The organism is Pseudanabaena sp. CCNP1317 (assembly GCF_034931345.1).
In the GTDB taxonomy this organism is placed as follows: Bacteria; Cyanobacteriota; Cyanobacteriia; order Pseudanabaenales; family Pseudanabaenaceae; genus Pseudanabaena; species Pseudanabaena galeata.
This window is the reverse complement of record NZ_JAYGIF010000001.1, coordinates 116557-139001: the sequence shown is the minus strand read 5'-3', so window position 1 is coordinate 139001 and position 22445 is coordinate 116557. Positions and strand designations below refer to the sequence as shown.

The 22445-nt window shown below is 42.7% G+C and carries 21 protein-coding genes; 16 read left to right on the top strand and 5 right to left on the bottom strand.

What is annotated here, in order from left to right; translation table 11 throughout:
* The first annotated feature begins 189 nt into the window (after positions 1-189).
* Complete coding sequence (gene dnaG / locus VB775_RS00560; protein ID WP_281007470.1) at positions 190-2148, top strand: DNA primase; 1959 nt, start codon at positions 190-192, stop codon at positions 2146-2148.
* A 354-nt stretch (positions 2149-2502) separates the two neighbouring features.
* Here dnaG and sds read toward each other — a convergent pair whose 3' ends face one another.
* Positions 2503-3486, bottom strand: coding sequence for a solanesyl diphosphate synthase (gene sds, locus VB775_RS00555; RefSeq protein WP_281007471.1), 984 nt, complete (start codon positions 3484-3486; stop codon positions 2503-2505).
* A 343-nt stretch (positions 3487-3829) separates the two neighbouring features.
* Between sds and VB775_RS00550 the strand changes: the two genes are divergently transcribed.
* The 8 genes from VB775_RS00550 (at position 3830) to VB775_RS00515 (ending at position 10864) form a co-directional block, all read left to right on the top strand.
* Complete coding sequence (locus VB775_RS00550) at positions 3830-4570, top strand: response regulator transcription factor (RefSeq protein ID WP_323216611.1); 741 nt, start codon at positions 3830-3832, stop codon at positions 4568-4570.
* A gap of 514 nt (positions 4571-5084) precedes the next feature.
* Entirely contained in the window at positions 5085-6461 is a 1377-nt protein-coding gene (gene glgA / locus VB775_RS00545; RefSeq protein ID WP_281007473.1) for a glycogen synthase GlgA, read from the top strand.
* 582 nt (positions 6462-7043) lie between these two features.
* Complete coding sequence (locus VB775_RS00540) at positions 7044-7928, top strand: hypothetical protein (RefSeq protein ID WP_281007474.1); 885 nt, start codon at positions 7044-7046, stop codon at positions 7926-7928.
* A gap of 266 nt (positions 7929-8194) precedes the next feature.
* Positions 8195-8617 carry a hypothetical protein gene (locus VB775_RS00535; protein WP_281007475.1) on the top strand — a complete coding sequence of 141 codons (423 nt, stop codon included), beginning with the start codon at positions 8195-8197 and terminating at the stop codon, positions 8615-8617.
* 420 nt (positions 8618-9037) lie between these two features.
* A complete protein-coding gene (locus tag VB775_RS00530; RefSeq protein WP_281007476.1) occupies positions 9038-9241 on the top strand; it encodes a DUF751 family protein in 204 nt (67 codons plus the stop codon).
* Between the two features lie 69 nt (positions 9242-9310).
* A complete protein-coding gene (locus VB775_RS00525; RefSeq protein ID WP_323216606.1) occupies positions 9311-9601 on the top strand; it encodes a DUF6464 family protein in 291 nt (96 codons plus the stop codon).
* A 260-nt stretch (positions 9602-9861) separates the two neighbouring features.
* Complete coding sequence (rbfA, locus tag VB775_RS00520; RefSeq protein WP_094528551.1) at positions 9862-10245, top strand: 30S ribosome-binding factor RbfA; 384 nt, start codon at positions 9862-9864, stop codon at positions 10243-10245.
* Entirely contained in the window at positions 10238-10864 is a 627-nt protein-coding gene (locus VB775_RS00515) for a MotA/TolQ/ExbB proton channel family protein (RefSeq protein ID WP_281007478.1), read from the top strand. The genes rbfA and VB775_RS00515 overlap by 8 nt, the downstream gene beginning before the upstream one ends.
* 67 nt (positions 10865-10931) lie before the next feature.
* Here the strand turns inward: VB775_RS00515 and VB775_RS00510 are convergent, their stop codons facing one another.
* The 3 genes from VB775_RS00510 to VB775_RS00500 form a co-directional block, all read right to left on the bottom strand.
* On the bottom strand, positions 10932-12356 hold the full coding sequence (locus VB775_RS00510; RefSeq protein WP_281007479.1) for a carotenoid oxygenase family protein: 1425 nt from the start codon (positions 12354-12356) through the stop codon (positions 10932-10934).
* Between the two features lie 204 nt (positions 12357-12560).
* Positions 12561-13025, bottom strand: a complete 465-nt coding sequence (locus tag VB775_RS00505; protein WP_281007480.1) for a cupin domain-containing protein — start codon at positions 13023-13025, stop codon at positions 12561-12563.
* Positions 13026-13047: 22 nt separating this feature from the next.
* Positions 13048-13536 (bottom strand): hypothetical protein, encoded by a 489-nt coding sequence (locus tag VB775_RS00500; RefSeq protein WP_281007481.1) that lies wholly within the window; start codon positions 13534-13536, stop codon positions 13048-13050.
* Between the two features lie 301 nt (positions 13537-13837).
* Between VB775_RS00500 and VB775_RS00495 the strand changes: the two genes are divergently transcribed.
* From VB775_RS00495 to VB775_RS00485, 3 genes are all read left to right on the top strand, one after another.
* Positions 13838-14374 carry a PadR family transcriptional regulator gene (locus VB775_RS00495; protein ID WP_281007482.1) on the top strand — a complete coding sequence of 179 codons (537 nt, stop codon included), beginning with the start codon at positions 13838-13840 and terminating at the stop codon, positions 14372-14374.
* 285 nt (positions 14375-14659) lie between these two features.
* Positions 14660-14848: a PCP reductase family protein gene (locus tag VB775_RS00490; protein ID WP_281007483.1), complete on the top strand. Its 189-nt coding sequence runs from the start codon at positions 14660-14662 to the stop codon at positions 14846-14848.
* A gap of 113 nt (positions 14849-14961) precedes the next feature.
* Entirely contained in the window at positions 14962-16656 is a 1695-nt protein-coding gene (locus tag VB775_RS00485; protein WP_281007484.1) for a GspE/PulE family protein, read from the top strand.
* A 75-nt stretch (positions 16657-16731) separates the two neighbouring features.
* Here the strand turns inward: VB775_RS00485 and VB775_RS00480 are convergent, their stop codons facing one another.
* A complete protein-coding gene (locus VB775_RS00480) occupies positions 16732-17016 on the bottom strand; it encodes a DUF427 domain-containing protein (RefSeq protein ID WP_281007485.1) in 285 nt (94 codons plus the stop codon).
* Positions 17017-17163: 147 nt separating this feature from the next.
* On the opposite strand from VB775_RS00480, the gene VB775_RS00475 reads away from it, so the two are divergent.
* The 4 genes from VB775_RS00475 (at position 17164) to VB775_RS00460 (ending at position 22436) form a co-directional block, all read left to right on the top strand.
* Complete coding sequence (locus VB775_RS00475; RefSeq protein WP_281007486.1) at positions 17164-19305, top strand: sugar transferase; 2142 nt, start codon at positions 17164-17166, stop codon at positions 19303-19305.
* 160 nt (positions 19306-19465) lie between these two features.
* Positions 19466-20512: an anthranilate phosphoribosyltransferase gene (gene trpD / locus VB775_RS00470; protein ID WP_281007487.1), complete on the top strand. Its 1047-nt coding sequence runs from the start codon at positions 19466-19468 to the stop codon at positions 20510-20512.
* Between the two features lie 349 nt (positions 20513-20861).
* On the top strand, positions 20862-21269 hold the full coding sequence (locus VB775_RS00465; protein ID WP_281007488.1) for a VOC family protein: 408 nt from the start codon (positions 20862-20864) through the stop codon (positions 21267-21269).
* Between the two features lie 252 nt (positions 21270-21521).
* Entirely contained in the window at positions 21522-22436 is a 915-nt protein-coding gene (locus tag VB775_RS00460) for a M15 family metallopeptidase (protein WP_281007489.1), read from the top strand.
* The last annotated feature ends 9 nt before the right edge of the window (positions 22437-22445 follow it).

Genomic DNA, 22445 nt, shown 5'->3' with positions numbered 1-22445 from the left:
AGGTCAACAAAAGCAACCTGTAAATGCACAGATCCCCGACTTTTTCTAGGCACGCAAAGGCAACTTACAAATTCACAAAAAAAGTCGGGGATCTCAATCTGTGCTTTTTAAATAGGTTCTGCTTTTTTGAAGGTGATTGATATAAAATATATTGAGCATACTGCGGTTTACAAATAGGCGATCGCGATTATGTCTGGACAGTTCCAAATCCACAAAGACACCATTGACCAAGTAAGTCAAAGGGCAGACATCGTAGATATCGTCTCCGAGCGCGTTGTGCTACGTAAAAGTGGGGCAAACTTTCGGGGGGCTTGTCCTTTTCATAATGGTACAAATGCTACAGCGCTGACGGTGAACCCATCGCGGCAGATGTATCACTGCTTTAACTGTGGGGCGGCTGGTGGGGCAGTCAAGTTTTTGATGGAGATCGACAAGCGATCGTTCTCTGACGTAGTTTTGGATTTGGCGAAACGTTATAACGTTCCCATTCAAACTGTCGAACCCGAAAAAGCAAAAGAAATTCAGCGTCAAATCTCCCATCGCGATCGCCTTTATGAAGTGATGGCTCTGACGACAAGTTTTTATCAACATGCGCTCTATGCACCACAGGGAAGGCAGGCTCTTGCCTATCTTGCCGAAAAGAGACAAATGAGCAAAGAGACAATCCAGAAATTTCAACTGGGTTATGCGCCTGCGGGTTGGGAAACCTTAATGGGATATCTGGTGCAGCAAAAACAGATTCCTGTCAGTTTAGTAGAAGAAGCAGGTTTAGTAGTTCCGCGCAAAACAGGTAATGGATTTTACGATCGCTTTCGCGATCGTTTAATGATTCCTATTCACGATACTCGTGGGCGAGTGATTGCCTTTGGTGGGCGATCGCTTGGTGATGAAGAACCAAAATATTTAAATTCACCTGAAACAGAACTTTTTAGTAAGGGTACGGTTCTGTTTGCGATGGATAAGGCGCGAGATGCTATATCTAAATCTGATCAGGCGATTGTGGTGGAGGGTTATTTTGATGCGATCGCTTTACATCAAGCGGGAATTGAACAGGCGATCGCCACAATGGGTGTAGCGCTTAATGCCGATCAAATGAAGCAGTTACTGCGCTATAGCGAATCGAAGAATGTAATTTTAAATTTTGATGCGGATAAGGCAGGAATTACGGCGGCGGAAAAGGCGATCGCAGGTTTTAAGGAATTAGTTTTTAATGGCACAGTGCAATTGCGGGTGTTGACGATGCCCGATGGCAAGGATGCCGATGAATATCTCAAACAACATAGTGCTGAAGCTTATCGGGATTTGCTGACAAATGCACCATTGTTTCTCGATTGGCAGATTGATCAAATCCTTACAGGGCAAGATCTTAATCAAGCTGATCGTTTTCAAAAGAGTAGTCAAGCGATCGCGCAATTGCTCAATAATCTACCCGTTGATTCCTTCTTTCGCACCCATTACATCCATACTTCTGCTCAGAAACTATCTCAAGGCAATTCCTATCTAGCTTTGCGTTTGGAGCAAGATCTCCGTCGCCAATTACGGAATACGCGCTGGAATAGCAATAAACCTGCTCCTTCGCTGACAACGACTACAAATTCGCTGCATATTGCCGAAACTCAACTTTTGCAAATCTATCTGCATTTCCCCCAACACCGCGCTTATCTATATCAAGAGATTGCTGAAGAAGAGAATATTGAATTTACGCAATCCAATCATCGCTATCTTTGGCAAACAATTCTCAATCTGCTTCAAGAGAACAAAACTTCCCTTGCTGCTGAAGAACCCTATCCTGATCATCTAGTTCAGCAATTACAGATTCTCTGTGCTGAGCAAGAGGAAGTTGCCCAGCAATTGCAGCATCTGCTTTGGCTCGATGAAAATTCGCGTATCGGTTTATTGCGCCCCCAGATTGTTGTGAGAACTGCGATCGCGAAGATTCAATACATCATGTGCGAGAAACATGAAAAGGATTGGTTGAGCAAATATCAAAGTATTGATGTGATTGCTAATCCCGCATTTGGTTATGAGTGTCAAGCCAAAGTTAAGGAAGCAAGACAACGTAAAGCCGAAATCCGTAAACAGATTGAGGTTAATTATCTTGATCTCTCTGGTACTAGTACGAGTGAGAAGAATATCATTGAGTTTTAAAACAATATATTTAACCGCAGTTCGGGTTAATTCACAAAAGTGTGATAGGTAGCTCACCATAATTAAACCCTAGAAAGCTGTCCCGCCCGCTACGCAGGCGGGATAGCTTTCTAGGGTTTTAGTTTACTTACAGCAATTATCAATCAAACGAACCAAAAGAAAAAACTTGAAAGCGTTGCTTTGCAAAGCTTTCAAGTTTTTTCTTGGTTTGGGTTTGAGCGCAAAGGGCTGTATGTCTAATTACTTAATACTTTGGTGAATTGGTATTAGAGATTTGGAGAGTAACTATATCAATGCCAACATTATCAATGCCAACATTAGGGAGGTTAGCGCAAAGCGTTATGCTCACAATTTCTAATACAAGCGATCTAGAACGTAGTTAGTTAAACCGATGAGGGATTGCTTAGGCGCAGAAGATGGCAACCACTCGATCGCAGTTAGCGCAGACTTAACATGACTCTTCGCAAGGTCACGCGATCGCGAAATACCTTCACTTTTATTCACTAGTTCTAAAGCCTTATCGAGATCATCCACTTCACTAAACTCTCTTTCGATTAAGCCGCGCAACTGTGGAAATTCCTCTATCGCAAATAACACTGGTGCTGTCAAATTACCTTGCTTGAGGTCAGAGCCAGCAGGTTTACCCAAAGTCTCAGTAGAACTGGTGAAATCAAGAATGTCATCGACAACTTGAAAAGCAATGCCAAAATGCTTACCAAAGTTAAATAATTGCTCAGCCTGTACCTGACTGACACCGCTCAACACCCCCGCAGCCTTAGCACTACCCGCCATAAGCGAAGCCGTTTTATAAAAACTTTTTTCTAGATAATCCTCTAAGGTCAAATCGCTATCAAATGCAGTCAAGCTCTGCCGAATTTCACCCTCGGCAAAATCAGTGATTACCTTTGACAAAAGCTTAACGACTTCCAGATGATCCAAATTGGCAAGATACCAAGATGCTTGAGCAAACAGAAAATCTCCTGCTAATACCGCAATGCGATTACCAAAACTGCTATTCACAGTTGGCATACCGCGCCGTAGGTCAGCCGAGTCAATCACATCGTCATGCACCAGACTTGCAGTGTGGATCATTTCCGTGATCTCCGCGAGGCGGCGATGGCGTGAGGTGATATCGCGATCGCTCATGGTCGCCCGTGAAGCCAATAAGACCAGTGCGGGGCGCATACTCTTGCCCTTAGCTTCAAACAAATGCTCAGCAGCAGCATACAAAATTGGATGTCTTGCCCCAACCAACTGCTTCAGATTATCCGTGAGCATACGCAAGTCATCTTTGACTGGTGCAAAAAGTTCGGTGACAGAAGTAGTTGGAAGGCTCATGCGAATAAACCAGTATTAAATATTAAATCAATTTTTACATATCTTCATATATTGTATGAGTAATGTTGTAAGAGTTAAAGCCCGACTTAGCTTGTTTTTGTGGTCATCATCATTCAAACGACTGCAAACGGCTGATACTCTGTACCTACTACTCCTTTAGCCAGAAATTTTTTGGCGATCGTGATAGAGGAACCAAATTTTTTGTGACGGGGCTTAGCCGCGCCACAAAAAATTTGGTTCCTCTATTTTGAGGACTGCGTCACCTTTACTCGTTATGTATCGTAATGATATATATTATTTAACAAATCGTAATCCAATCGTATAGATGGAACTTTGACTAATGATGCCTAGGCTGCTCTTGATTGATGATGATCCGATAATCTCTGAGATGGTGACGCTGAACCTCGAACATGCTGGCTATCAAGTCAGTCAAGCGAGTGATGGTATCAAAGGACAAGCACTCGCCATTCAGTTAATACCTGACATGATCATCCTTGACTTGATGCTGCCTAGAGTAGATGGGTTTACTGTCTGTCAAAGATTGCGCCGTGATGAACGGACTAAAGAAATTCCTGTAATGATGCTCACAGCGATGGGGCAGACCCAAGATAAGGTCGAAGGATTTAATGCTGGTGCAGATGACTATCTGACCAAGCCCTTTGAGCTGGAAGAGATGCTAGCGCGAGTACGTGCTTTACTACGCCGTACTAATCGGATTATTGACACTGCTAAGCATGGTGAAATTTTAATCTTTGGTTCCTTGACGCTCGTACCTGAGCGCTTTGAGGCGATTTGGTTTAATAAAACCGTCAAGTTAACTCATTTAGAGTTTGAGTTGTTGCATTGTTTGTTACAGCGTCATGGTCAGACCGTATCGCCTAGTGAGATTCTCAAAGAAGTCTGGGGCTATGAACCCGATGATGATATCGAGACTATCCGTGTGCATATTCGCCATTTACGCACCAAGTTAGAACCAGATCCTCGCCATCCTAAATATATTAAAACTGTATATGGGGCTGGCTATTGCTTAGAGCTTCCCAAAGATGATGATAACCATCAAGACGAAGGGGCGATCGCTGAATAAATCGAAAAGAACTGGTTTTACAAGTTCTTTTTGCCAAGAAATTATGCGACAGCTATAAAAGTAAGTGAATTGCCCTTACTTTTATAGCTGTCGCCATTCTTGTTAGGACATAAAACCCAAGTAGTGTGAGGCGGCGCGAAGCGCCGCCTCACACTACTTGGGTTTTGATTTGTCCTGATACAGGTGGCTATAGCTATAGATACAACGATCAACAAAAGAAACCCCACGAAGTAGGGTTTCTTTTATCTCTCAAGCTACGCTTGTAAAAATTACTGCTGTAGCGATCGCGTCGATCATCCAAAAGAAAACCCACTCCTTGGGGTTTCTTTTTTACTCTCAAGCCACGTTGTAAAAATTACTGCTGTAGCGATCGCGTCGATCATCCAAAAGAAAACCCAAGCAGTGGGTTTTCTTTTTTTACTCTCAAGCTACGCTTGTAAAAATTACTGCTGTAGCGATCGCTATATGCCTGAAAATAATTTAGATAGCCTGACATACGAGTAATGATCAACAAATGAAAATTTTATTTGCGGCGGCTGAAGTTGCACCTCTTGCCAAAGTTGGTGGCATGGGCGATGTGGTGGGTGCACTCCCTCCGATTCTCAAGAAGATGGGACATGACGTGCGGATCATCATGCCTTACTACGGCGTAATCCCAGACAAACTCAAGGAAAACCCTGAATGGAAATGGAAAGGCTATGCCATGTTTCAGGAGTTTGATATTTTTGAAACCGTTTTACCGGGTACAGATGTGCCCTTGTACTTAATGGGGCATGGGTCATTTATTCCTGCTCGCGTTTACGGTGGTGAAGATGAAGATTGGCGGTTCACCATGTTTGCCAATGCCGTCGCCGAATTTGCATGGAACTATTGGAAACCAAATATTATTCACTGTCATGATTGGCATACAGGCATGATCCCTGTGTGGATGCACCAAGTATCTGACATTGGCACAGTATTCACGATTCATAACCTTGCCTATCAAGGTCCTTGGAAATGGTTCCTCGATAAAATTACTTGGACTCCTTGGTATATGGATGCCCATAACACCATGGCGGCAGGTATCAAGTATGCCGATCGCGTGAATACAGTATCTCCAACCTATGCTCAGCAAATCTGTACACCCACCTATGGGGAAGGGCTAGAGGGCTTACTATCGTTCCTGAAGCCTTGGGGAATTTTAAATGGCATCGATACCGAGCTAGAAAATCCCGCCACCGATCAATCTTTGGTGCAGAACTATTCTGTAGGAACCCTTGACGATCGCATGGCAAACAAAATTGCTTTGCAAAAAGAGTTAGGGCTAGCCGTAAATCCTGCAACTTTCTTGATTGGCATGGTCGGACGCTTAGTAGAACAAAAAGGTATTGATCTACTGCTGCAAACTTTAGAGCGCTTCTTGGCATATACCGATGCTCAATTTGTAGTTTTAGGAACAGGTGAGCGTTATTACGAATCACAACTCTGGCAAATTGCCTCTCGCTATCCTGGGCGCATGTCGGCACAGATCCTATTTAACTCAGCACTTTCCCATCGGGTTTATGCTGGTTCCGATGCCTTTTTGATGCCTAGTCGCTTTGAGCCATGTGGTCTGAGCCAACTAATAGCCCTGCGCTATGGTTGTGTACCAATTGTTCGTCGTACTGGCGGATTGGTGGATACTGTATCTTTCCATGATCCAATTGGGCAGACAGGTACAGGCTTTAGTTTTGATCGTTACGAGCCATTGGATATGTATACCTGTATGGTACGTGCATGGGAAAGCTATCGCTATACCGATGCATGGCGACTATTGCAAGAACGTGGCATGAGTAATAATTTCAGTTGGCAATCTTCCGCAGAGAAGTATATCCAGCTATATCGATCGATTCCTGGACTAGATAATGCCTAGATAAAAGCATTAATATCTTGACACACCATGCAAAAAATCCCCCCTTAGTCCCACCTTGGAAGCTACGGTGTACACACAAGTCATCAGCTAGAGCATGAGTTACTAATGATCCCCCTCAATCCCCCTTAAAAAGGGGGAAGAAGAAAATTCTCCCCCCTTTTTAAGGGGGGGCTGGGGGGATCTAAACCCTCAAACATAGACAGAGAGACTTGTGTGTACATGGAAGCCTTTGGAAGGGGGGAAGTCTAAGTTCTCCCCCTTCCAAGGGGGAGCTAGAGGGGGTTCTAGAGATTTAGTGCATCAAGTATGTTAATGCCTAGATCAAGAGGGGGCGTATAGCGCCCCCCCCTCTTGTTAGCAGCTTGCAAATCTCTCAAAGCACTGTAAGAATTACATTTAATTAACTCATGTTATGTAAAAGCTGAGATTTGGGCTTGGAGAGCAAGCCCCTACCTGTACAAATTCTGTAGGGGCTTGGTCTCCAAACCCTCTATCAACCTGACATTGAAACATTAGGAATATCTTTGTTCTAAGTAATATTCAGTTAATTAAATTTAATCGCTCTTTCAGGCTACCTAATCAATGCGTCAGTTTCCTACTATTCTTATTCCTCCAGAAGTGCAGCGCATTGCTCAGTCTAAGCCTGTTGCACCCAAGCTAAGTATGTCCTTGCCAAGGTTGCCTTCCAATCAACAGCCCACGCCAATTCAAATTCAAGAAGCGATCGCCTTGAGCTTTGGTTTGATTGTCCTAGTAGCAATAGTAACCGCCGTTGTCAAAGAGTTAGGGATAATGATGCTGATCGTGGGAACAGTAGCGATTGTGTTAAGGATCAGATATCAGTTTCTCACTTACAAAAAACGATATCAAAACCATCAAAATCAACTGCAAAACTATTTCGCAAAGCTAGAAGCTTATTCCCGCGAAGAGGTTAGTTATCAGCAACAATTGGCGATCTCCCATGCGCCTGAACGTATCCTTGAGTTTCGCCATCAGCAATTTCAGAAGTTCTTTGCCAAGATTCCGACCGTCGAAAATGCGATCGCCTTAGCCCAGAGTCGTAAGCCTACGGATCGCGATCAATCGGCTATTTATGATTTTGGAAAGACTCTCCAACAGTATTTATCGGGAACGCTCTATCAAGGTGTCAAGATTTATATTCCTAGCATTAACCATGATTGGGTTCCTGCTTTGACCTATATTGATCCTGCGTTGAATGTGCATATTGCGATCGAGATTATTGCAGATTCAGAAAGTGCGGCAAATCTAATGCAAAAGGATCTTAGCGATCGCTTTTTAGTAGATTCAGGCTGGATCATGATCAAGTTTTCACAAAAGCAAATCTTGCAAAGCTCAGCCCAATGTTGCAAGGAGTTTGCCAAGTTACTTGATCGCTTAAGTCTTGATCCATCTGTCCTACCAAACTTTGAGTCTATTCCTGATTTAGTAACTACCAGAAGCAATTGAGAGATTTGCTGCGCTGAGGCGAAAAATCCATAAAATTGGCTTTATAGTCAGAATTGCTACAGCGATCGCGAGTTAATAGGGTTTATTGTTGGCAAATGCTAAGATCAGTGACTATACCAATTCACAAAAGTGTGGCCACACTTTTGTGAATCAAAGTCTAAACCCAGTAAGGGTTTTTAAATTAAGAAATGGCGTAGCCATTTTTCAATTTGGGATTGCTAGCTGATAAATCTTCGTTTTGTAGGTTTTATGTGAGGGTACTGCCCGTGAATGCTGCTGAACAAGCTAGAAATGTGGAAGTAGCGATCAAAATCGCCACGATTGTCAATTTGTTTAAAGCTATTTACCCAGCCGCACGCTCTGATTTGAAACCTTGGCTAAATAATTCCGATACACGCAGATTACTCGATCCAGACTCGATTGATGTCGGCTTCCATTTCCCAGGGGTGAGCTGGCGGCTCAAGGTTCGTAGCATTCTTTTCCAAATTCGACTATATGAAGATCCTGTCGATGGAGATTTACGCGCGATCGGGGTTGAAGCTAGTGGACATGACTATAAGGGCGAATGTTGGCGATTTTCGACGGTGGATAACTGGCAATTTTTTGGTGAAAAGATGCCAATGGAAGATGGAGTTGAAAACCTACGTGAGTTTAGTCGTCAAACCTTAGAAGTTTTCAATCGTAAGTAATGTGAGATCGGGATAATTTCAAACAGACTTTGACTCTCAAATCCCATCATCAAAAGCGTTGCATAGCAAGGTTTTTGATGATGGGATTATAAAATTTGTAAAGTCTGTCAAGAGTTCCTAAAGTTTCATCGGTAGCGGATACTCTGTCTTGTTGTCACATAATTTAACGTGAGTTCGATATAGCCATTTGTGGCGTGCGAAGCACGCCGCAAATGGCGAAAAATGGTAAGAATCGCTTAGCGATTCTTACCATTTTTCGCTTTCGTCGAACTGACGCTAATTTAACAGATATTTTTTATGTTGATAGTGACCTACAAAAGTTAATGTAATTAATAAAACTACCAAAAAATTAAAACTACACCCTATATTCAATAGGATGTAGGCTATTTGTCTCAGCCTGTCTTATTGATATTCAAACCTATGAAAAACTTTATTCAAAATCTGCTCCGCTATCCTAAATTCTTAGCACTAATTACTGGCGGAGTCCTGTCTGTGGTAATTGCCCCAATTATTCCATTACTCAAACAACCCCTAACTGCGATCGCTATGATTACAGCGATCGTTAGTGGATTTATTGGTGTATCACTAGTATTAAGAGCTATGCTAGGACTAGACATCGCTTAGCATAGGTTTAGCAAAACTCGATTTGTCCAATACTTCGCCGCATGTTGAAATATCACCATGTTAAGCAATATGTTAGATATCGTCGTTATCTTACTAGTGGGTGTAGCACCTCCAATCCTGTCTTTATGGATACTTCACCGTACCCAAGATCATTATCGGCGAATAAATTCCGCTGTAAATGTAACTCCTGTAACCCTAAGCCTAAAAGCCTTACCCCCTGCTGATATGACCTGCATTGATGGCTTTGGTTATGTGATTGGCAAGGTTAGCTGCAAATACAATGCGCGATCGCCGTATATTCGCTGTGCGATCAATCCTAGTGGTCCCTGTCAAGATTGTCGGCATTACGAAAGCCTATGATAAAAGGCTCCAAGCCCTCACCCCTCTGCTTTTGGGCTACGATGTTCACCAAGTTATCAGCTATAGCGTGAGTTACTATTGATCCCCCAGCCCCCCTTAAAAAGGGGGGAGAATTTTCTTCTTCCCCCTTTTTAAGGGGGGCTGGGGGAGATCTAAACCCTCAAACATAGACAGAGAGACTTGATATGTACATGGGATCTCCTACAGGGATGAGGGCAACAAATTCAAAAATTAAAGTTTACTGTGATAAGTACAAATCTATGGCTACTACAAGACGAGTTGCGCGTGTTGCTGAATTAATTAAGCGAGAAGTCAGCAATATGTTGCTCAAAGATATTAAAGACGATCGCGTTGGTATGGGCATGGTCAGTGTCACCGATGCCGAACTATCAGGCGATCTCCAACATGTGAAAATTTTTGTCAGTATTTACGGTACTGAGGAAGCAAGACAGCAAACTATGGAAGCCTTGGCTTCAGCTACGGGGTTTATCAAGCGTGAAGTTGGTCAAAGACTAGCCTTGCGCCGTGTGCCTGAAGTCGTCTTCCATGAAGATCGCTCCTTTGAACGTGGTGTTAAGGTGCTGTCCCTCATCAATCAACTCAGCCGTGAACGTGAAGAAAAGGAGTCGAATCCCAGTGATTGAGTTGATCAAGGCGGGTGGACCAGTCATGTATCCACTCATCGCCCTATCGGTGTTTGCTTTGGCTGGGATCATGGAGAGGCTCATTTTTTGGTTCGACATCATTAAGCAAGAACAAAAAACTGCTGAGAATATTTTGGCGATCGCTCGTCAAGATTTAAAACTCGCCGCAGTGGCGGCTGAGCAATCCTTAAAAGTCCCTGTGGCAAGGTTTTTACATGCTCCTCTAGCTTTAGAAAATCCTGAACCTGAGCTTTTTCGCCTCGCGCTTGAAAGTACGGCTGATGAAGAACTAGCAGGAATGCTCAAGGGTGAGAAATTACTGGAAGCGGTGATTACACTCGCGCCTTTGTTGGGACTGTTAGGAACTGTGACAGGGCTGATTGGTTCCTTTGGTTCTCTCAAAATTGGTGATGTTGCGGCTAATACGAAGTCGGGATCGCTAACCGAAGGGATCGGACAGGCGCTAATTACAACTGCGGCAGGTTTAATTATTGCCATTTTTGCTTCGGCATTTCACCGTTTATTTTTGGCACTTCAAGATCAGCAAAGCAAGCTATTTATGAAGTTTGGCAATCAGTTAGAGCTAATCTATCGTCAAAATTGGCAACGCCATGAGTAGCTATAGCTATAGCTACTCACTGTATATACAAGAAAAAAAGAGGTGCTTTGCACCTCTTTTTTTCTTGCTACGATCGCCAAGTGCCATGAAAACCCATTGGCACAATACTGGGCAGAGCTAAACGACAAATCGGTTCGCTATCTAAGTGATCGCTATCAAAAATCCATACTTCCGAACATTGGCGATCGCCATCAAAGACCACCGTAATTACATAACCGCGATCGGGATTGGTGGAGTCAGGGGCAAATAATGGCTCCATCGGATAGCAATTTGCACCCAGATCCGCTTCGATCAGGGTATGGGTTTGGTAATCGTAACGAGCGATCGCACCGAATAGCTCTTGATTAATCACCGCATCAGGACGCTGAATTGAGAGATAGGTGTAGCGAGAGTCTTGACCTACTTGTGAAGGAGCCACACTAGGAAACTCAGAACCGCGATCTACCAATTGCGAAGCTTCGAGAAATTCACCTGTTTTCGGATCGAGTCGCATTTGCCAGAGAGTACCTTTGGCTTTAGTTTTAGTTTGCCCTGAAGCAACTTCCTTGAGAAACTGATTGGTAGTGAAATCAGGATAGCGGATTAAATCAAAGACTACATTGCCATCGCGATCGCTATAACCATTACCAAAATGCCATTGAAACCAAGGCTCAGCAACGTTGCGACTAACCAATTCAAGATTATGACGATTGAATACTAGAATTTCAGTCCCTTCTTGGGGCTTCCATTGCAATGACTCACTATAACTCTGTAAATTTAGCAGCACAGGAAATGGATTCATCCGTAAAGGTGGTACGCAAAAGATTAGGTAATCTCCAGCTAGTACAAAGTCATGAATCATTGGTATTCCATGCAAAGTTGCCTGATTCTTTTTAAGCAGCTTACCTGTGCGATCGCTACGGTAAATATGCAACGTGGCATTCTTGCCATAGGAAAGTCCAAAATTGAAAATCTCGCCTGTTAGAGGATCACGCTTCGGATGAGCCGAATAGGGCAAACGATTTTCTAGTCCTTCTAGATCTTCTAAACCATAGGTTTCGAGAGTTTCCAAATCTAAAGCATGGGGTAAGCCACCTTCCCAAAGGGCAAGCAGCTTGTCAGGTAATGCTAAAACGGAAGTATTCGCCACATTCTTAGTTGATTTACCGAAACGTTGTAGCCATGAGCCAGTGGCAACCATCCCGTAATTGCCATAAATGAATTTATTGGCGCGTTCTTCTTCTAAATATCCTTCAGTTTGCACATAGCGATAGGTAGCGCGAGATTGTCCTTCGGCAAAATGCACGGCAAGAATTGCGCCATCACCATCAAACCAATGTCCTACTTTTAATCCACCACGTTCCAATCGTGCGGGACCATTACGATAAAGAGAACCTTTGAGTGATTCAGGAATCTTGCCAGAAATAGTTGAGAGTTGGGTAAGGGGAAATTCTGTCGCTGATCTTGCGATCGCCTTTGCCCAAGATGCTTGTCTTTTCGTAGTTGTAGTCATGATATTTTCCAATGAATAAATTTCTATTGATTAATTGATGTTACGTGGAAGGAATTCCTATAATGGCATAGGTTTGGGGCTGGCACGGGGGGCACAGCCCCTACGAGAATCTTTAAATTTTGGAGTAGGGGCAATCCCCCCGTGGTTGCCCTGCTTCGCTACCAGCAAGAGATTCATCATGTGCGTTCCACATAACATCAGTGATTAAGAGAGATAAGGAATTCCATTCTTATGAGTAAATTGCCAGCCTTGTTCTGAAGCGATCGCAATCAGATCATCATCGGGATAGTTTGCAGAATCATCAGGAGTGCGATCGCCTATTTCTAGATAAGTAGCAACTTCGTCACTATGGTTATAGAGACAATGCCCATTAGCCTCACCCGCAGGAAATCCTGTCGCTTGTCCCGCTTGTAAAATTGAGTCTCCTGCATCGGTAATCAGGGTTAGCTCTCCTGATAGCACATAGATAAATTCATCCTGTTTTGTGTGCCAATGACGGAGCGCAGATCGAGATTTTGGGGGCAGGGTAGTCAAATTTACGCCAAAGTTTTTTAGTCCTGCTGCCTCACCTAAACGCTTTTTTTCACGTCCAGCAACTACTGGTTTGAAGTGATCGGGATAGTTACTTCCTGTTCGGCTGGGTACTTGGCTCGGATCAATGATTCTCATAGACTTGTGCTGGGAATTTGCTTTAAATTTTTGTAGCAATCTTCTGAGCAGATTGGGAAGCTTTACTTTTAACTAGTTCCTGTTCTGCTTGCGATAGATATTGGCGATACCACGCAATTGTATGGCGAATTGCTTCACGATGTGGTGTGGCAATATCACCAAAGGTCTTGACAAATTTAGAACTATCAACAACAAAGGGATTCTCAAACTGATACATCATCTCGATTGATTCCGCCGCTTCAGGAATAAAAACAGCACCGATTCGCATCATCAATTTGCCCATGCCATTCATTTTTGCTGGCAATTCCAATTCCTCAAAGAGAATATTTAACATTTCCCTTGTGGAAATCGTGGGCGCGTTGGGAACATGCCAGACTTGCCCGATCGCATCGTCTCGTTCTCCCAAAATGATCATCGCTCTCGCAAAATCTCGAATATTTGTATAGGTGTGTGGCAAATCCAAGTTGCCGATCGCTTCGGCAGTCTTGCCTTGAATTGCAGGAATAAACACGCGATCGCCAGACCCAATGCGCCCGTACCAAAAATAACGTGAAGTCCATCCTGAGAAGCATCCATGATTTTAGTCTCCTGTAACAAGATAGTGAGATGTTATGGCAATCTTCAATAGTTTGTGGAGGGCTACGACTTCGCTCAGCTAGCTTATACCGTCAGCTGAGCGAAGTCGAAGCCCTGTTTTTTTGAATTGCCTATAATATTCAATTAAGCTAATATGCACTAAATTGAATATGTTGAATAATGTATACTCAACTAAGTGCATATGTCAACCTTCATTATCGTTGATTTCCAAAAACATGTCCCTTGCTTACGCTCTCTTGGTTTCACTGGTTCAGGAACCCAAAAGTGGTTATGACCTCGCCAAACAATTTGATGGATCGGTGGGATTTTTCTGGCAAGCCACGCACCAACAGATTTATCGAGAGCTAACCAAACTGGAGCAGCAAAGTCTTATCTCTGCCGAAGCGATCGCCCAAGAGGGAAAACCAGACAAAAAGATATTTTCTGTTACAGATCTAGGTTTGTCGCATCTAAAAATATGGCTACTGCAATCTAGCGATGTTGCATCTGTAAAAGATGAATTTTTGCTTAAAATTTATGCAGGATATTTAATTCCTGAAGAGGCGATCGCCCAAAAAATTAAAGATCATCGTCAACTGCATCAACAACAACTGGAAATTTATCAGGCGATCGAGCGTAACTTTTTTAGTTCACCTCAAGATTGTCCTAAAGAGTCTCGTTTTGCCTACTTAACACTCCGACGAGGGATCAACTTTGAAAAAGGTTGGATCGATTGGTGCGACGAAACCTTGGAGATTCTGGCTACTTGGTAATAACTCAAAAGACAAATATCGTCGGAATATCCTAATAAGTACCTGTGCAGAATAAATTACCCAAACCCGTAAAGTTGCGCCCCGCAGGGGCGCAACTTTACGGGTTTGGGTTTGTAATTAATTATGCCCATCTACTGCAAGGATTTACTGTAGATTTGAAGATATAGCTATAAGAGGATAGTTGGGGCAAAGCCCCAACTATCCTTTTGGTTTTTAGAGTGGCGATCGCGATCGCTAGGTTAAACTTTAAGTAAAACTAAAAATCCAAATAGACTATAAAAACCAATGAGCGAAAAGATTGTATGGACTGCCGAAGCTGAAGCTAAGCTAAAAGATATTCCTTTTTTTGTGCGTCCTTTTGCCCGTAAAAAGATTGAAAAATATGCTCAAGATAATAGTTTCTCGCCAATTACAGTCGAGATTTACGATCAAGCTAAGAAAATGTTCAATAAAAAATACGACCAAATGAATTAAAAAACCAACCCAGTAATGATTTGAAAATCACAAAACGGCAGCGCCGTTTTGTGATTAGGGCAAAGCCCTTATTATTAAAATAGGGAAAGGTTCTAACACAGAGCTTACACAATATGAGTCAAACATCTGGGCAGTCAGTAGGGGAATCAGTCTGGAAAAGACTGCGTCATGGCAACATTGCAACCTGCGAAGAAGCATTACGATTTTTAGTAGATATTGAAGGCAATGTGCATTTGGCTTGGCTTGACCAAGATCTAACCCATCGGTTTTTTCGCGAATTTGAAGACCGTAGTATCTTGCAGCCCGTAATTCCATTACTACTATGGCGAAATTGTTTTTATATTGGTAGTCCCCAAGCTCTCAATGATGACCAAATCAAGCTGATTAGTGATCGCACCTTGACTGAGATCAGAGTGATCAGGATTACTACCGATAGCTATCGCAAATGGTTCCGTCGCCAAAATATTCCTAATCCTAATCAGATTCATTCAGCGCAGGCGATCAATCCTCTCACCGGAGAAACTGAGCAGGTTGATATTGGCGAAGTGACTGACCTCTATCTAGCGCAAGCTGTCGATCAAACTCGTCGCATTAATGCCCTGATCTCGATCGCTTTGCAGCATCGTGCCAGTGACATTCACCTAGAGCCAACGCCCACAGGTTTACGAGTTCGCTTTCGCATTGATGGTATTTTGCGTGACATCAAAACCCTGCCCCTTGAAATCAGCCGCAAAATGATTGTCGCCCTCAAGGTGATGTCGGATATGGATATCGCCGATAGTCGTCGCCCTCAAGACGGACGCATTGGTAAAGAATACACCAGTGAAGAAAGTCTACACCTCAATCTAGATATGCGGGTGAGTACTTTACCCTGTGTCTGTGGTGAAAAAGCAGTAATTCGATTGTTGCCCCGTGACAATCCTTTTTCTAATCATTTAGAATGTTTAGGATTTAGCGATCGCACCCTCAAAATTTATGACAGTTGGCTACGACAACCCCAAGGACTCATTATCATGACTGGCCCCACGGGTTCAGGTAAAACCAGTACTCTTTACACCAGCCTGCAAGCGATCGCCCAAGAACATGTAAACGTAATCACCGTTGAAGATCCCGTTGAATACATCTTGCCAAATATCACCCAAACTCAAGTTTGTGAACCCGCAGGCATGACCTTTGCGGCGGGATTGCGGGCGATTTTACGCCAAGATCCCGATATTGTAATGGTGGGTGAAGTTCGCGATCCCGAAACTGCGGAAACTGTCGTCAGAGCGGCGCTAACTGGGCATTTGGTATTATCAACAATGCATACGAACGATGCCGCTAGCGCCATCCCACGCCTCAAAGATTTAGGACCAGATCCAGGGTTGATTAGTGATGCTTTATTGGGTGTGGTCGCTCAGCGACTAATTCGCAAAAACTGTCCCCATTGCTCATCGCCCCATTATCCTGCCTTGTCGGAACTGCAAGCCCTGAGACTGGATCGTGATGATATTGATCCCAGTCATTGGCGCAAAGGTAAAGGTTGTGAAAAATGTTTTTTCACTGGTTATATTGGGCGAGAAGCTGTTGTTGAATTGATTGATATTGATGATGCTTTTCGGCAAATGATTTATGAAGGGACAATCACCCAAATGAATCGTTATCTTAATGAAATTGACTTTAATTCATTCCGACTTGCCGCGATCGACAAATTAAACGCTGGTATAACCACAACCGAGGAAGTTTTGCGGGTCTTACCCCGTAGCGCTATATATCGAGTGAACTCACCTACGTCTCGCCAAGCTCATATCAAGGCTATTAACTCATAAAAAACAAATCCCCACGCGCCAAGCTCGTAGGGCTTCTAAACAAATAAAAACAAACGCGCCAAGCGCGTTTGTTTTCTAAGACTGGACTTTTACACCCCGCCAAAAAGCGATGTAGCCTTTGATTTGCTTAGCAGCATCCTTTGGCTCAGGGTAGTACCAAGCCGCATCCTTATTGGTTTCGCCATTAACTTCGATACTGTAATAGCTAGCAACACCCTTCCAACCACAAGTTGTATGAGTATTACTAGGTTTAAAATATTCCATATTTAGTGAATCCGCAGGGAAATACTGATTACCCTCAACCACTTCGCAGCGATCGCTTTCTGCAAGAACAACACCATTCCAAATAGCTTTTGTCATAAACTTGAGGCTTTTATAATTATTTTATTTGTTATTGTAATGTTTGATAGACTCAGCTAGTCAACTTTAGCGTTACTATAACTCTCTAGGTATAGAATACTAGAAATGCTGAAAGTTGTTTAGTTTTGATGTAGTAAGGCTTGAGACATGCTTTTAATCACAGTTGGGACAGAACAATATCAATTTAACGCGCTAATGCATTGGATAGAATTGTTGTCTAAATACCAACTAATTAACGAAGATGTATTAGTACAATATGGGGCTTCAACGCATTTACCTGATGGGGCTAAAGCTTATCGAAATTTGTCTGAGCAAGAATTTTTGAATTTTGTAGAAAGCTCTAACTTAATCATTAGTCACTGTGATGAAGATATTGCCCAACTTTTAGAAGATAAAGACACGCCTTATGTTCTTGTACCTCGTTTACATAGGTTCAGAGAATTTATTGATAATCATCAAATGGAAGTTGCTGATGACTTTGAACGTCGAGGCATTCCGATCGCTAGATCCCCTGGGGATCTAGTCAAATTTATCAAATTACGACAGACATCCTCGGTAAGCTCTAAAGTATCCGAGGCTCAATTATGTGAATATTTAAAAGATCGATATAAATCTCAAAAAAAGTTGATGCTTGTTTGTGCTGCGGGAGGATACTTTCGCTATATGCAAAGCCTCCAAGGCTTTTGGGAAAACTATAACGAGCGTCTGTGGATATCAGTACGAACCAGTATCACTGAGCGCGAGATCGAAGATAGTGATCGTTATTGGGGATACGTTCCTATAAAAGATAACTTACTAAATATTATTCGTAATTTAGTTCTAGCTTTTAGAGCCGTACCGCGCTATAAACCAGATCTAGTTATTTCTACAGGTTCAGGGTTTTCTCTTCCTTATCTATTAATTGCTAAGTTTTTGTGTGGGAGTAAAGTCGTTTTTATCGAATCGAAAACGCGCTTTCAAAAAATAGGTTTACCAGCGTGGGTACTCATGAAATTAAGAGTGCTTGACCTCATTGTGGTGAGAAGTAAGGCGATCGCAAATTTGTATCCCGAAGCTGTCTATATCCCAGTTAGTGACAGTCTTAGTGATAAAACTAAGCAAAAGCGGGATTATAAACAAGCTTCAATAGTCACCTTTGATGAAGTCGCATTTATATTTAGTCCTGAACGGCTCGTGTTTTCTACCGCTAGAGAATTTTTGCTTGATTTTCAATCTATTTGCAATATTGATGAATCCTATAAAAAGGTTGTGATCGATATGAGTCACACCACCGTTATGGATAGTGCGGGGCTAGGCGCTTTAACCAATTGCCTACGAATGGCTACAGCAAACAAGACTCAATTAGCTTTGTGGAGCGTTAGTGATGCTGTCAGTGCTTTGATTGGATTATCTTCAATTAGTAATTTATTTATAGTCGAGCCAACTAGCAACACGTTTAGATTTTCTAATTCCATCCAAAGAACCAAAGTTAGCAATATTACGATGTTTGGTTTATTGCTATTTCGGACTCAGCTATTACTCAAAAAGATTCCTATACTCAGAATCTTCTATCCCATTCTCAAATTTCTTTTCCCTTTCATTGACATTGATCCTAGCGTGCCTGTGCATCCTTCAGTACGTAATCCCATTAAAAGAATCATTGATATAGTTGGTTCTTTAATTGGGCTAAGTTTTACTGCTGTTCTATTTGTTCCGATCGCTCTTGCGATTATGCTAGAGAGTAAAGGTAATGTTTTGTTTGGGCAAATTCGTTGTGGGCTATTGAGCAAGCCGTTCAAAATTTGGAAGTTTCGATCAATGGTAAAGAATGCCGAGCAACTTAAGATCAAGGTGGAGAATCAGGTTGAGGCAAGTTCAAATGTTCCTATTATCGGTGGAGATGATACGACAATAAGTGGCAAATTTTTTAAGAATGCCGATGACCCACGTGTAACTAGAGTTGGTAAATTCTTACGGAAGACTAGTCTAGATGAATTTCCACAATTTTGGAATGTCTTAGTTGGAGATATGAGCTTAGTAGGAACTCGTCCTCCCACCTTTGATGAGATTAACTCCTATGAATTAGAAGTTGAGTATCACGATGAGCGCTATACAGAATGGAATCGTCTAGATGTTAGACCAGGGATTACTGGTGTGTGGCAGGTAAATGGACGATCTAATGTGAGAACCTTTGGGGAAGTGGTTAACTATGATATTGAGTATCGTAAAAATTGGAGTATTTGGTACGATCTCAAATTGATTGTCCAAACTTTTATGGTTCTATTTGATAAAAAAAATAAGGCGGTGTAATCAATAAAAAACTCATGTATTTGAAATTAAGGGAGGCACAATATTTTTGTTAAAAGTGTTGCAAAGCAACACTTTTAACAAAAATATTGTGCCTCTTATCTCAGCGCAAAGCGCTAAAGCATTGTATCCTTTTAAGCAATAGCTACATATAGAAGAGATTATGGAACAGAATTGGTCACAACTGCTAAAGCAGCTTATGGATAGACAAACCCTGATGAGCGAACAGGCTACAGCGCTGATGCAGGGTTGGCTAGAAGGAGCGATCGCCCCAGAGCTATCGGGGGCAATTTTGACGGCTCTACAATTTAAGGGGATTGAGGCTTCTGAATTAGCTGCCATGTCGAATGTGCTGCAATCTCAGAGTGAAGGGCAAAAGTTTAAAGATCAATTTGGCCACATTGTCGATCGCACTAAACCTTTAATTGATACTTGTGGTACAGGTGGCGATGGCGCATCGACGTTTAATATTTCCACTTCTGTGGCTTTTGTGGTTGCCGCCGCAGGAATTCCCGTTGCTAAACATGGTAATCGGGCAGTGTCAAGTCGCTCTGGCTCGGCGGATGTTTTGGAAGCGATCGGGATTCACCTTGGTACATCCACAGAAAAAATTTATGAAGCTTTACCTGCGGTGGGGATTACCTTCCTATTTGCTCCAAGTTGGCATCCTGCGATGAAAGCGGTTGGTGCAATTCGCAAAAGTTTAGGAGTTCGCACCGTATTTAACTTGATTGGTCCATTGGTCAATCCGCTTCATCCTACGGCTCAAGTTTTAGGAGTCTATAATAAGCAACTAACCCATACCGTCGCTGAAGCTTTGCGTTTACTCGATCGCCAACAAGCCGTGGTTCTCCATAGTCGAGAAGGGATGGATGAGGCTGGTTTAGGAGATCTGACAGATATCTCATTTTTGTGTGATGGGGTGGTGACGGAAGAAGCGATCGCTCCCCAAGAGTTAGGATTAACTCCTGCTCCAATCGAAAGTCTGAAGGGTGGTAATGTTCAGGAAAATGCTGATATTTTACGGGCAGTTTTGCAAGGTAAAGGAAGCCAAGCTCAAACTGATTGTGTTGCCCTCAATAGTGGCTTAGCTTTAAGAATTGGCGGTGCGGCGAGTACTTGGGCAGAAGGTGTCAGTCTTGCTTCTGAAATTCTCAAAAGTGGTGCAGCATGGTCAAAAGCAGAGTCATTAGTCGCATTCTTAAAATAAATAATTAAGTGGCAGGGCGCTTCGCGCCGTCACTTAATTATTTACTGATGTTACTTAGAACTCAGATGATGAACCTCTTGCTGCTAGCATAACAGGGCAACCACGGGGGGATTGCCCCTACCTGTAAATTTTGGATTTTGTAGGGGCTGTGCCCCCGTGCCAGCCCTAGACTTACGCTATCGCAAAAATTCCTTCCATGTAACACCAGTTATTTAAGAAGTTATGGTGCTTTGCGCTGCTATTTACAACGCTGTGCGCTCAAATTCAAACCAATAGATTTTTTGAAAGTGTTGCTTTGCAACACTTTCAAAAAATCTATTGTGGTTCGGTTACTCGGTAATTGCTTATTATGGAAATAGACTACATTGCCCTATTTGTGTCAGATGTGGCGCGATCGCTGATTTTTTATCGTGATGTTTTAGGCTTTAGCTTTGATAAACCAGCCAAACCCGATGGCGTGGAGGGATATAGTGGCAGACTAAAAATCGGCCTTTATGATTGCAGTTGGTTGCCAAAGTTATTTGGCGATCGCGGCAAGCAGATAATTAGTGGTAATCCATTTTTGCTATCGATGACCGTTGATGATCTCGATCAGGTTTATCAGCAAATATGCGATCGGCAACTTAGCATTCAAGAAAGTAAGCTATTTGATATCATCTCGCCACCAGAAGTTATGCCTTGGGGACAAAGAATTTTGTTTTTAAGCGATCCTGATGGCAATTTTCTCGAAATAGTCCAATCAAACCTGAACCAATAAATTTTCTAAAACTGTTGCAAGGCAACAGTTTTAGAAAATTTATTGGTTCGGATAGCTGCGAGCATAGACATACAGCGAAACAAAAATTAACTAGTACAAACCAAAAAACCAGAGGCGAGTGGCGGCGCGAAGCGCCGCCACTCGTCTTCTGGTTTTATGTCCTAAGCAAAACTTGATTTGCTATATCTTTGGTATTTTGGAAAAGAGAGTATATATTTGACCTTGGTTAAAACTTCAAACGTTTGTATACCTATGCCTACCCAAAACGATATCCCCGTTGCTCAAAGAGTCAGCGATCCTAATCGATCGCCCCAAAAGCAACCTGAAAAAGTTAACTCAATTTCGCGATCGCTACAGTCAGTTCCTTGGTGGGCATATGGTTTGGCATTCCTAGCTTTTTTATCACCTATTGTCAGCACCCGCATCTGGTTTGCCCTGAACGCAAATGCTACAGATCAGCCCCAAGAAATTATTACACCTGTTGAAAGTTCGCAACCAGTTTCTTCTTTGCCTGTGCAACCGTCTGTGAGTCCCACGGTTGCACCATTGATAAACACAACTCCTACGGCTAACAATGTTAATAGCAAAAATCCAGAAGTACTAGCTAAAGCAAACGACAGTCCTCCAGACTTATTTGGTCATTACGCTTTTAATGAAGTTCCAGCGCATAAATTACGCACTATTAGTAGGGCTAGTGACGGTTATGAAATTCGACTGCATGAAGCAGCAGCAAAAAGTTATCTCCAAATGGAGGCTGATGCCAAGGCTGATGGGGTTGATTTTGTTGTAATTTCAGGCTTTCGGACGATCCCTGAGCAGCAAGAACTCTTTTTTGACATCAGCAAACAACGCAATCAAACCCCAGCCCAACGCGCTAAGGTTAGCGCTCCTCCAGGTCATAGTGAACATCACACAGGCTACGCGCTAGATATCGGTGATGCAGCTGTTCCAAGTGCCAATCTATCTACTAATTTCGAGAAAACTGCTGCTTTTCAGTGGTTACAGAGTAATGCTGCTAGATATGGATTTGAGATGTCTTTCCCGCCTAATAATCCTCAAGGGGTAATGTATGAGCCTTGGCATTGGCGATTTGTGGGTGATGATGATAGCCTCGCGACTTTCTACAAGAAGTCTAATCGCAGTAGTTCCTTTATTAAAAAGCCATAATGTTTATGT

What these genes read in the sequence shown, in the direction of transcription:
- VB775_RS00530 (WP_281007476.1), top strand. Translation starts at nt 9,038, where the DNA reads ATGAAAAACTTTATTCAAAATCTGCTCCGCTATCCTAAATTCTTAGCA.
- VB775_RS00550 (WP_323216611.1), top strand. Translation starts at nt 3,830, where the DNA reads ATGCCTAGGCTGCTCTTGATTGATGATGATCCGATAATCTCTGAGATG.
- VB775_RS00495 (WP_281007482.1), top strand. Translation starts at nt 13,838, where the DNA reads ATGTCCCTTGCTTACGCTCTCTTGGTTTCACTGGTTCAGGAACCCAAA.
- VB775_RS00540 (WP_281007474.1), top strand. Translation starts at nt 7,044, where the DNA reads ATGCGTCAGTTTCCTACTATTCTTATTCCTCCAGAAGTGCAGCGCATT.
- VB775_RS00485 (WP_281007484.1), top strand. Translation starts at nt 14,962, where the DNA reads ATGAGTCAAACATCTGGGCAGTCAGTAGGGGAATCAGTCTGGAAAAGA.
- dnaG (WP_281007470.1), top strand. Translation starts at nt 190, where the DNA reads ATGTCTGGACAGTTCCAAATCCACAAAGACACCATTGACCAAGTAAGT.
- VB775_RS00465 (WP_281007488.1), top strand. Translation starts at nt 20,862, where the DNA reads ATGGAAATAGACTACATTGCCCTATTTGTGTCAGATGTGGCGCGATCG.
- VB775_RS00510 (WP_281007479.1), bottom strand. Translation starts at nt 12,356, where the DNA reads ATGACTACAACTACGAAAAGACAAGCATCTTGGGCAAAGGCGATCGCA.
- sds (WP_281007471.1), bottom strand. Translation starts at nt 3,486, where the DNA reads ATGAGCCTTCCAACTACTTCTGTCACCGAACTTTTTGCACCAGTCAAA.
- VB775_RS00460 (WP_281007489.1), top strand. Translation starts at nt 21,522, where the DNA reads ATGCCTACCCAAAACGATATCCCCGTTGCTCAAAGAGTCAGCGATCCT.
- VB775_RS00525 (WP_323216606.1), top strand. Translation starts at nt 9,311, where the DNA reads ATGTTAGATATCGTCGTTATCTTACTAGTGGGTGTAGCACCTCCAATC.
- glgA (WP_281007473.1), top strand. Translation starts at nt 5,085, where the DNA reads ATGAAAATTTTATTTGCGGCGGCTGAAGTTGCACCTCTTGCCAAAGTT.
- VB775_RS00505 (WP_281007480.1), bottom strand. Translation starts at nt 13,025, where the DNA reads ATGAGAATCATTGATCCGAGCCAAGTACCCAGCCGAACAGGAAGTAAC.
- trpD (WP_281007487.1), top strand. Translation starts at nt 19,466, where the DNA reads ATGGAACAGAATTGGTCACAACTGCTAAAGCAGCTTATGGATAGACAA.
- rbfA (WP_094528551.1), top strand. Translation starts at nt 9,862, where the DNA reads ATGGCTACTACAAGACGAGTTGCGCGTGTTGCTGAATTAATTAAGCGA.
- VB775_RS00475 (WP_281007486.1), top strand. Translation starts at nt 17,164, where the DNA reads ATGCTTTTAATCACAGTTGGGACAGAACAATATCAATTTAACGCGCTA.
- VB775_RS00480 (WP_281007485.1), bottom strand. Translation starts at nt 17,016, where the DNA reads ATGACAAAAGCTATTTGGAATGGTGTTGTTCTTGCAGAAAGCGATCGC.
- VB775_RS00490 (WP_281007483.1), top strand. Translation starts at nt 14,660, where the DNA reads ATGAGCGAAAAGATTGTATGGACTGCCGAAGCTGAAGCTAAGCTAAAA.